This window comes from Actinokineospora spheciospongiae, assembly GCF_000564855.1.
Classification (GTDB): Bacteria; Actinomycetota; Actinomycetes; order Mycobacteriales; family Pseudonocardiaceae; genus Actinokineospora; species Actinokineospora spheciospongiae.
In genome coordinates, this window is the sequence record NZ_AYXG01000113.1 from 1 (window position 1) to 9,697 (window position 9,697).

The following is a 9,697-nucleotide window of genomic DNA, read 5'->3' on the forward strand; positions in this document are numbered from 1 at the left end:
CCCCCGGCCAAACACATCCACCCACCCGGGCATTTTGTGGCCGGGCCGGCGGTTCTCGGGGTGGTCGGCCTGCGTTCAGGACATCCACCCACCAGGGCAGTTCGCTCGCCGGACCGGCGGTTTTGGGGGTGGCTGGTCTGCGTTCAGGACCTCCGCCCACCGCGCAGGGGCGTAGCCGGGCCAGCGGTTTTCGGGGTGGTCGGTTGGGCTGCTGCGCCGGTGGGGTTTCGGGTGGCTGGTGGCCGGGGCCGGCGGTTGGCGGGGTGATCGGGTGGCGGGCCAAGCACCTCCACCCAGCCGGGCATCCGCTCACCGGGCCGCCGGTTCCTGGGTGGCTGGCTGGTTGTTGCTGCGCCGGTGGGGTTCGGGGGTGGTCCGGTCCGGTCTCTTGTGGTCCGGGCCGGTGGGGTTTGACGGTCCCGCCCCGGGAGCGCTCGGGGTGTTCCCGGGGCGGTGCCGCCGTCCGGCCGGGGGCATCGGCCGGACCAGTGCCGCCGCCGAAGTCGGACACCCCACTGCTACCAGGCGAAACGGTTCGCGGCCAGCCCGTGGCCGGGTCGGGGTCGGGGATAACCCGGTTCAGGTGACAACCGCCCGGTGTGGGCTCGGCCGGTCGGATCGGGTGGTGGGTGCGACGATCGGGGTATGCAGACACGCAGCATCGGAACCGCCACCGTCAGCGCCATCGGCCTGGGGGGCATGCCCCTGTCGGTTTCCGGGAGGCCTGATCGGGACCGGGCCGTGGCCACCATCCGGGCCGCCGTGGAGGCCGGGGTCACCCTCATCGACACCGCTGACGCCTACTCCCTGGACGACAGCGACTTCGGGCACAACGAGGAGTTGATCGCCGAGGTCCTGCGCGGCACCCGGGAGGAGGTGCTGGTCTCCACGAAGGGTGGGCACACCCGGGTCCCGGGGGGTGGCTGGGAGCTGGACGGGCGGCCGGAGCACCTCAGGTCCGCCTGCGAGGCTTCGCTGCGCAGGCTCGGGGTGGAGGCGATCGACCTGTACCACTTCCACCGGCCGGACCCGAAGGTGCCGACCGCCGAATCGGTGGGTGTGCTGGCCGACCTGCTCGACGCCGGGAAGATCCGGATGGCGGCGGTGTCCAACTTCGACCCGGACCAGATCCGGGAGGCGCACGAGGTGCTCGGCGGGCGGCTCTCGGCGGTGCAGAACCAGTACTCGCCCGTGTTCCGCAGCAGCGAGCCGGAGCTGGAGCTGTGCGCGGAGCTGGGGGTGGCCTTCCTGCCCTGGAGCCCGTTGGGCGGCATCGGCAAGGCGGGTGACCTCGGCGGCGGGGCGGAGCCGTTCGCGGCGGTGGCGCGGGCGCACGGGGTGAGCCCGCAGCAGGTGGCGCTGGCCTGGATGCTGGCGAAGGCGCCGGTCGTGGTGCCGATCCCCGGTTCGTCGCGGCCGGAGAGCATCCGCGACTCCGCTGCCGCCGCCGAGCTGACCCTCACCGGGGCGGAGCTGGCCGACCTGGGGTAGACCGCGCCCTCCTCCGCGCTGTGGTGCCCGGGGCTGTCGTGCCGGGTGCGGTGGGGTGTGCCAGCCTCGGATCATGACCACCCGCACCCGGCTCTACCGCGACGGCAAGCCCGTCGAGGAGGACTTCGCGCTGTGCGACCTGGCCGACCTCCTGGTGGAGCCGGGTCCGGTGGCCTGGGTCGACCTGCACGACCCGGACGACGGGGACTTGGCGCAGCTCGGGGACGTGCTCGGGCTGCACCAGCTCGCCCTGGAGGACGTGCGGGAGAGCAGGCAGCGGCCCAAGGTCGACCACTACAAGAGCCACCTGTTCCTCACCGTCTACAGCACGCGCGTCGGCGAGGACGGTGAGCTGGCCACGGCCGAGCTGGGGTTGTTCGTCACCGAGCGGGCGCTGGTCACCGTGCACGACGGGTTCGACATGGACGACGTGCTGCGCCGCTGGGACACCGCCGACCTGGCCGAGGACCGGGTCGGGGTGCTGCTGCACGGGGTCCTCGACGCCGTGGTGGACGGGCACCTGGAGTCCGCGCTGGCGCTGGAGGAGGACCTGGAGCAACTGGAGGACGCGGTCTTCGAGGAGCGGGTGGGCGACCGCGAGCTGCAGCGCGACACCGTGCGGCTGCGGCGCAGCCTCAGCGGGCTGCGGCGGGTGGTGCAGCCGATGCGCGAGGTGATGGTGGCCCTGTCCCGGGACCGGACGCTGGTGGACGACGACCTGCGGCCCTACTTCGCCGACATCCGCGACCACGTCTCGCACGCGGCGGAGATGACCGACTCGCTGCGCGACCAGTTGACGACCGTGCGGGAGACGCAGCTCAACATCCAGAGCAACCGGCTGAACCTGATCATGAAGAAGGTCACCGGGTGGGCGGCGGTCATCGCCATCCCGACCGCCATCACCGGGTTCTACGGGCAGAACGTGCCGTACCCGGGGGCCGAGCAACCGTGGGGGTTCTGGGTGTCGACCACCGCCATCGTGGTGCTCTCCGGTGGCCTCTACCTCATGTTCAAGCGCCGGGACTGGCTCTGAGGCCGCGTATCCGGCTGACCCGCGGCGGGGTTTCTGGTAGACCGGGGCCGAACGGGGGAAGGGGTGTCCGTGGCCGAGTTCACGCTGGTGGAGGTCGACCGGGCGGAAGCGCCCGCGGTGTACCTGGTGGTGGGGATACCGGGCAGCGGCAAGACCACGGTGGCCCGGGAGCTGGCCGGGCGGTTCCCGCTGGCCGCGCACATCGAGGTCGACGCGTTGCAGGACATGGTGGTCTCGGGCGGGCGGTGGCCGGGGCCGGAACCGGAGGACGAGGCCGACCGGCAGTTGTTCCTGCGCGCCCGCAACGCGTGCCTGCTCGCCCGCAGCTTCCACGCCGCCGGGGTGGTGCCGGTGGTCGACGACGTCGTGGTGCGGTCGGTGCACCTGGGGTTCTACCGGGAGCACCTGGCCGGGCTGCCGGTGCGCCTGGTCGTGCTGGCCCCCGGCCCGCGGGTCGCGGCCGCGCGGATCGCCGCGCGGGACAAGCAGCTCGCCCACGACTGGGGCTTCCTGGACGCGGTGATGCGGACCGAGCTCGCCGAGCAGGGCCGCTGGATCGACACCTCGGAGCTGGACCCGGACCAGACCGTGGCGCTGGCGCTCGCCGAGCACGCCATGTCCACCTAGGACGGGCCGGGCGGGCGCCGCGGGCGCCCGGGTGCGGTTAACCTGGCGGTGGGAAGGCGGTGGAGACGATGTCAGACCCGGCGCGGTGCCCGCTCCCGCCCGAACCCACCACCTACGTCGGCCGGGGCGCGGAGATCGACGCGGCGGCGCGGCTGCTGACCCGCTCCCCCCTGGTCACGCTGACCGGGCCGGGGGGCGTCGGCAAGACCCGGCTGGCGCTGCGGGTGGCCGACCGGGCGCGCGCCGCCTTCCCCGACGGCGCGGTGTTCGTCGGCCTGGCCGAGCTGCGCGAGCCGGAACTGCTGGTCAACACCGTCGCCGACCACCTGGGGCTGGGCAGCCGCTCGGCGAAGCCGCCGATCGAGCTGCTGGTGGAGCAGTTGGCCGGGAGCAGGTTGCTGCTGGTGCTGGACAACTGCGAGCACCTGGTGCAGGCGTGCGCGGAGGTGGTGCACGCCCTGCTGCGCTCCTGCCCGGAGCTGGCCGTGCTGGCCACCAGCAGGCAGTCGCTGGGCGTGGTCGGGGAGCGGGTGCTGCCGGTGGGGCCGCTGCCGGTCGACGGGGACGCGGTGGCGCTGTTCACCGACCGGGCGACGGCGGTGGTGCCGTCGTTCACCGTCGACGGGGGCAACCGGGACGACGTGGTGCGGCTGTGCCGGGCGCTGGAGGGGCTGCCGCTGGCGATCGAGCTGGCGGCGGTGCGGCTGCGGTCGCTGTCGGTGCGCCAGCTCGCCGACCGGCTCGACGGGCGGATGACGCTGCTCAGCGACAACCGGGGGCGGCTGCCGGACCGGCACGGCACGATCGCCGCGCTGATCGGCTGGAGCCACGAGCTGTGCACCGACCGGGAGCGGCTGCTGTGGGCGCGGGCGTCGGTGTTCGCGGGCACCTTCGACCTCGACGCCGCCGAACTGGTGTGTGCCGGGCCGGGCCTGGCCGCCGCCGACGTGTTGGACGTGGTCGACAGCCTGGTCGACAAGTCGGTGCTGCTGCGCGGGGAGCACGCGGGCACGGTCCGCTACCGGATGCTGGAGATGCTGCGCCACCACGGTGAGGAGCGGGCCCGGGCCGCGGGCGAGCACGACCGCCTGCGCCGCGCGCACCGCGACTGGTGCCTGGGGCTGACCGCCCGGTTCGCCGAGGACTGGTTCGGGCCGAGGCAGCCGGAGTGGGTCGAGCGGTTCCGGCTGGAGCAGCCGAACCTGCGCGCCGCCCTGGATTTCTGCCGCGCCGACCCGGCCGAGGCGGTGGTGGGGTTGGGGATGGTGCACGCGGTGAAGGAGCTGTGGGTCGCCCACGGCCTCAACACCGAGGGCCGGATCTGGCTGGACAAGCTGTCGGCGGTGGCCCCGCCGGACGCCCCGGTGCGCGGCAGCGCGTCCTGGATGTACGCCTTCCTCGCCCTGGTGCAGAACGACATCCCCGCCTACGAGCGCGCCCTCGCCGACGCCGCCCGCTCCACCGACGAGACCACCCTGGCCTACGTCGACCACGTCCACGGCTACCAGGCGCTGATCGACGCGGACTTCCCCACCGCCACCGACCTGTTCGACGCCGCCGCCAAGTCCTTCACCACCCTGGGCGACGAGGGCGGCCGGGTCTGGGCCACCCTCAACCACGGCCTGGCCCTGATGCTCGACGGCCACCTGGACGAGGGCCGCCGGGTCCTGCGCGAGAGCGAGGCGGCCTGCGCCGCCCACCAAGAGGTCTTCTGGCGCTCCTGGGCCCTCTGGTCCCGGGGCGCGGGCGAATACGTCCGCGGCGACCTCACCACCGCCGCCGACCTGATCCGCGAACTCCTGCGCCTGCAGGCCCACCTCACCGACCGGGTGCTGACGGCGTTCTCGCTGACCGTGCTCGCGGGCTGCGCCACCCACCTGTCCGACCCGCGCCGCGCCGCCCGCCTGATGGGCGCGGCGAGCACGGTCTGGCGCTCGGTGGGCGCCTCCCCCACCCGGTACCCGTCCTTCACCGGCCCGATCGAACGTGACACGAACCTGGTCATCGCCGCCATCGGCCCCGAGGCCGCGGTGGCCGAGTTCACCGCGGGCGCGGCGCTGTCCACCCGGGAAGCGGTGGCCCACGCCCTGGACGAGCACGAACGCGCCACCCCACCCCTGGCGGTGCTGACCCCCCGGGAGACCGAGATCGCCGCCCTGGTCGCCGAGGGCCTGACCAACCGCCAGATCGCCGAACGCCTGGTCATCGCGATCCGCACCGCCGACACCCACGTCGAGCACATCCTGACCAAACTGGACTTCAACACCCGCGCCCAGATCGCGGCCTGGTTCGTCCGCTCGGGCCACCCCGGAACCCGCGGGCCCGGCGCCCCACCACCCCGGTAGCCGCCGACCAGCCGCTCGGACGCGCCGGGACCACCGGAAACCCGGTCCCCGGCACGGCCGGACGAACGTCAGGCGTCGCGGACCTCGGCGTAGCGGGCGCGCACGTGGGGTGTGGGGTCCGCCTCGTACAGCGACGTCCGTGCGCTCCCCCACCGCGGCGGTTCCGCTTCGCCGGTGAGGGTCCAGGCGGCTTGGCGGGCGGCGCCTTCCGCGGCGTACTCGGCTGGTTCGGGGACGAGGACCGGGCGGCCGAAGATGCCGGGGGCGATGGCGCGCAGGGCGGCGGAGCGGGCGCCGCCGCCGACCAGGACGACGCGGTCGGCGCGGACGCCCGCGGTGGTGAGGGCGTCGAGGCCGTCGGCGAGGCCGCAGAGGACGCCTTCGACGGCGGCCCGGGCCAGGTGGGCGGGGGTGCTGGTGGCGAGGGTGAGGCCGTGGACGCTGCCGGTGGCGTCCGGGCGGTTGGGGGTGCGTTCGCCTTCCAGGTACGGGAGGAACACGACGCCGTCGGCGCCGGGTGGGGCGGACAGGGCCAACTCGCTGAGCCGGTCCAGGTCGACCGAGAGGATTTCGCGGGTGGCGGTGAGGACGCGGGCGGCGTTGAGGGTGCAGACCAGGGGGAGGTGGCGGCCGGTGGCGTCGGCGAAGCCCGCGATGGTGCCGGTCTCGTCGGCGGTGGGGGTGTCGCTGACGGCGAAGACCGTGCCGGAGGTGCCGATGGAGACGACCACGTCGCCCGGTTCGGCGCCGACGCCGAGGGCGACGGCGGCGTTGTCGCCGGTGCCGGGGCCGAGGCGGACGGGGCCCGCGGTGCCGACCTGTTCGGCCGGTCCGGCGACCCGGGGCAGGTGGGCGCCGTGGCCGAGGGCGCGGGTCAGGTGCTCGGGCAGGTAGGTGCCGGTGCGGGTGGCGTAGTAGCCGGTGCCGCTGGCGTCGCCGCGGTCGGTGGTGAGGGTGTCGAGGTCAGCGTGGTCGGCACCGCCCGCGAGGCGCCAGGTCAGCCAGTCGTGCGGGAGGGCGACCGCGGCGACCCTGGCGGCGTTGTCCGGCTCGTGCTCGGCGAGCCAGCGCAGCTTGGTGACGGTGAACGACGCCGTGGGCACGGTGCCGACGGCGTCCGCCCACGCCTTCGGCCCGCCCAGTTCGGCGATCAGGTCGGCCGCCGCCCGGGCCGAGCGGGTGTCGTTCCACAGCAGCGCGTCGCGGATGACCGCGCCGGTGTCGTCGAGGGCGACCATGCCGTGCTGCTGCCCGCCGACCGACAGGGCGGCCACGTCGGCCAGGCCGCCCGCCCGCTCGATCGCCAGGGACAGCGCCGACCACCAGTGCCGGGGGTCCACTTCGGACCCGTCGGGGTGGGCGGCGCTGCCCGAGCGCACCGCGGTGCCGTCCTCGGCGTCGCGGACGACGACCTTGCAGGACTGGGTGGAGGAGTCGACGCCCGCGACCAGGGTCCTCATCCCCGGGCGCCCATGAGGTGCTCCATCGCCAGTTGGGCGAGCGCGACGAACCCGTAGCCGCGCTCCCCGGCCTCGTCGGCGTCGAAGTCCTCGAATGCGGACCGGTCGGCCAGCAGGTCGGCGGTGGTCTCACCGGCGGCCAGGGTCGGCCGGGTCAGCTCGTCCACCCCGGACACCGCCAGCGCCGCGCGCACCTCCGGGTCGGCCCGGAACGCCGCCGCCCGCTCCTTGAGCAGCAGGTACATCCGCATGTTCGCCGCCGCCGACGCCCACACCCCGGTCATGTCCTCGGTGCGGGTCGGCTTGTAGTCGAAGTGCCTCGGCCCGGTGTACCCGGCGGACTCCAGCAGGTCGACGAGGAAGAACGCGGAGACCAGGTCGCCGTGGCCGAAGACCATGTCCTGGTCGTAGCGCGGGCCCTTCTGGCCGTTGAGGTCGAGGTGGAACAGCTTGCCCGCCCACAGCGCCTGCGCCGCGCCGTGCACGAAGTCCAGCCCGGCCATCTGCTCGTGGCCGACCTCGGGGTTCACCCCGACGATGTCGCCGTGCTCCAGCTCGGCGATGAACGCCAGCGCGTGCCCGATGGTGGGCAGCAGGATGTCGCCGCGCGGCTCGTTCGGCTTGGGTTCCAGGGCCAGCCGCAGGTCGTAGCCCTGGTCCTTGACGTACCCGGCGACGGTGTCGATGCCCTCCCGGTAGCGGTCGAGGGCGACCCGGAAGTCCTTGGCGGCGTCGGTCTCGGAGCCCTCGCGGCCACCCCAGAGCACGAAGGTCCGCGCGCCCAGCTCGGCGGCCAGGTCGACGTTGCGCAGCGCCTTGCGCAGCGCGAAGCGGCGGACCGAGCGGTCGTTGCTGGTGAACGCGCCGTCCTTGAACACCGGGTGGCCGAACAGGTTCGTGGTGACCATCGGCGCGACCATGCCGGTCTCGTCGAGCGCGGCCCGGAACCGGGCGACGTGCGCGTCGCGGGCGGTGGTGTCGGAGCCGAAGGGGATGAGGTCGTCGTCGTGGAAGGTGATGCCCCACGCGCCGAGTTCGGCCAGCCGGTGCACGGCCTCGACCGGGTCGAGCTCGGGCCGGGTCGCCGAACCGAACGGGTCGGCCGCCCGCCAGCCGACCGTCCAGAGGCCGAAGCTGAACCTGTCGTCCGGGCTGGGTGTTGGCATCGTCGCCTCCGGTGGCAGTATTCGTTCAGTCGCTGAACTTAAATCGGGGTTCGGCGTCCGTCAAGCGCGGGAGGTCCCGGGGTGCGCCCAGCAGGTCAGCTCGACGTGCGCAGGCACAACAGCGCCCTGCTGCTCGCCGCCGTCACCGCCAACCCGGGCTGCTCCCGCGCGGGCCTGGCCGCGATGACCGGCCTGGCCAAGGCCACGGTGTCCAGCCTGGTCGACCACCTGGTCGCGGGCGGGCTGGTCGCCGAGACGGGCCCGGTCGAGCGGACCGGCCGCGGTCGCACCGGCACGGGGCTGGCCCTGTCGGCCACCGGCCCGCACGGGGTGGGGGTGGCCGTCGGCGTCGACCACGTGACGGCCTGCCTGGTCGATCCGCTCGGCGGTGTCCGCGCCCGCCGGGTGCGCTCCGGCGACAACCGCGGCCGGGCCCCGGAGCAGGTGCTGGCGGTCGTCACCCGGGTCGTCCGGTCCCTGGCCGGGCAGGGGGTGCCGGTGGGCGGGGTGGGCGTCGCGGTGCCCGGCCTGGTCCGCGGCGGCGTGCTGCTCTCCGCGCCGAACCTGGACTGGTCCGAAGTGGACATCGCGCTGGACGTCGGCGTGCCGGTCACCGTCGCCAACGAGGCCAACGCGGCGGCCCTGGCCGAACTGCGCCCCGACGGCCCCCGCGACTACGTCCTGGTCTCCGGCGAGGTCGGCGTCGGCGCGGGCATCGTCCGCGACGGCGCCCTGCTGACCGGGGTCCACGGCTTCGCGGGCGAACTGGGCCACCTCTGCGTCGACCCCACCGGCCCCCGCTGCGGCTGCGGGGCCCGCGGCTGCCTGGAGACCTACGCGGGCACGGCCGCGCTGCCCACCCGCCAGGCGGCGGCGAATGGGGACCCGGAAGCGTTGTCGGCGCTGGAAAGCGCGGGCACCCGCCTGGGCCAGGCCCTGTCCGGGTTGGTCAACCTGCTGGACATCCCGACGATCGTGCTCGGCGGGGACCACGCCCGCCTCGCCCCCTGGCTTTTCGGCCCGCTGCGCGCGGAACTGGCCCGCCGGGTGATCGGCGCGCGCTGGTCCCCGCCCACGGTGGTCGCGTCCACCCTCGGCCGCGAGGCGGCGGCCCTGGGCGTGGCCAGGGCCGCCGTCGACCACATCCGCGCGGACCCCGATTCCTACCTGCGGGGCGCCGGTCAGGCGCTGTGACCCTTGGGCGGAGTGAGGTGCCGGGCACCCCCGCCGGGGTCGCCGCAGCCCGGGACGGCGCCACCCTCCCGCCGCTGTTCGCCGAAGCCACCGCACGACTGGGCGCACTCCCCCGGCCCGATGACCCGGCGGTGTTCGTGCACGGCGACCTGCGGCAGGACAACACCCCCTGGCTCGACGGCCGGATCGCCAGCCCGGCTATGCAGTGACCCGGATGGGTGGATGTGCTTGACCGGCCGACCGCCCCGAGAACCGCCGCCCCGGCGAGCGAACTGCCCGGGTGGGTGGAGGTCCTCAACGCAGGCCGACCACCCCACAAACCGCCGCCCCGGCTACGCCCCTGCCCGGGTGGGTGGATGTGTTTGGCCGGGGGTGGCGATC

At 74.5% G+C, this 9,697-nt stretch carries 8 protein-coding genes; 6 read left to right on the forward strand and 2 right to left on the reverse strand.

Going from position 1 to position 9,697, the window contains the following annotated elements; all coding sequences use genetic code 11:
• Positions 1–645 precede the first annotated feature (645 nt).
• From UO65_RS16205 to UO65_RS16220, 4 genes are all read left to right on the forward strand, one after another.
• Positions 646–1,491 carry an aldo/keto reductase gene (locus UO65_RS16205; protein ID WP_035283372.1) on the forward strand — a complete coding sequence of 282 codons (846 nt, stop codon included), beginning with the start codon at positions 646–648 and terminating at the stop codon, positions 1,489–1,491.
• Between the two features lie 73 nt (positions 1,492–1,564).
• Entirely contained in the window at positions 1,565–2,524 is a 960-nt protein-coding gene (locus UO65_RS16210) for a magnesium transporter CorA family protein (RefSeq protein ID WP_035283374.1), read from the forward strand.
• Between the two features lie 69 nt (positions 2,525–2,593).
• Positions 2,594–3,151 carry an AAA family ATPase gene (locus tag UO65_RS16215; RefSeq protein ID WP_052021242.1) on the forward strand — a complete coding sequence of 186 codons (558 nt, stop codon included), beginning with the start codon at positions 2,594–2,596 and terminating at the stop codon, positions 3,149–3,151.
• Between the two features lie 68 nt (positions 3,152–3,219).
• On the forward strand, positions 3,220–5,496 hold the full coding sequence (locus tag UO65_RS16220; RefSeq protein WP_052021243.1) for an ATP-binding protein: 2,277 nt from the start codon (positions 3,220–3,222) through the stop codon (positions 5,494–5,496).
• Between the two features lie 68 nt (positions 5,497–5,564).
• On the opposite strand, the gene xylB is transcribed toward UO65_RS16220, so the two are convergent.
• Both xylB and xylA read right to left on the reverse strand, forming a co-directional pair.
• Entirely contained in the window at positions 5,565–6,956 is a 1,392-nt protein-coding gene (gene xylB, locus UO65_RS16225; RefSeq protein ID WP_035283376.1) for a xylulokinase, read from the reverse strand.
• Positions 6,953–8,122: a xylose isomerase gene (xylA, locus tag UO65_RS16230; RefSeq protein ID WP_035283377.1), complete on the reverse strand. Its 1,170-nt coding sequence runs from the start codon at positions 8,120–8,122 to the stop codon at positions 6,953–6,955. Before xylA ends, xylB begins: the two co-directional genes overlap by 4 nt.
• Before the next feature lie 81 nt (positions 8,123–8,203).
• On the opposite strand from xylA, the gene UO65_RS16235 reads away from it, so the two are divergent.
• Both UO65_RS16235 and UO65_RS16240 read left to right on the forward strand, forming a co-directional pair.
• Positions 8,204–9,316 (forward strand): ROK family transcriptional regulator, encoded by a 1,113-nt coding sequence (locus UO65_RS16235; protein WP_035283378.1) that lies wholly within the window; start codon positions 8,204–8,206, stop codon positions 9,314–9,316.
• Positions 9,317–9,333: 17 nt separating this feature from the next.
• Positions 9,334–9,525, forward strand: a complete 192-nt coding sequence (locus tag UO65_RS16240; RefSeq protein WP_035283379.1) for a hypothetical protein — start codon at positions 9,334–9,336, stop codon at positions 9,523–9,525.
• Positions 9,526–9,697: the final 172 nt, after the last annotated feature.